Source organism: Achromobacter sp. 2789STDY5608621 (assembly GCF_001299375.1).
GTDB classification, from domain to species: domain Bacteria; phylum Pseudomonadota; class Gammaproteobacteria; order Burkholderiales; family Burkholderiaceae_B; genus Achromobacter; species Achromobacter insuavis.
In genome coordinates this window covers 1-247 of the sequence record NZ_CYTU01000017.1, presented here as the reverse complement: position 1 = coordinate 247, position 247 = coordinate 1, and the positions used below count along the sequence as shown (strand labels likewise).

The 247-nt window shown below is 73.3% G+C and carries 1 pseudogene; it reads left to right on the top strand.

The features are described 5' to 3' along the window. A pseudogene (locus tag AOZ53_RS17125) lies at positions 1-247 on the top strand (Zn-dependent hydrolase); the annotation flags it as partial.

The following is a 247-nucleotide window of genomic DNA, read 5'->3' as shown; positions in this document are numbered from 1 at the left end:
CCGAAGAACCCAGCGACTACGGCATCTCCTGCGTCGGCAGCCGCGCCTTGAGCGGCCAACTCAGCGCCGACATGCTGGCCGCCCGCAACGCCGACGGCGAGACGCTGGCGCAGGGCATCGCCCGCATCGGCGGCGATCCGACCGCGCTGGGCCAGCCCTTGCGCGGCGCGGACGGCACCGCCGCCTTCGTCGAGCTGCACATCGAGCAAGGCCCCGTGCTGGAAAGCCGCCAGCTGCCCATCGGCGT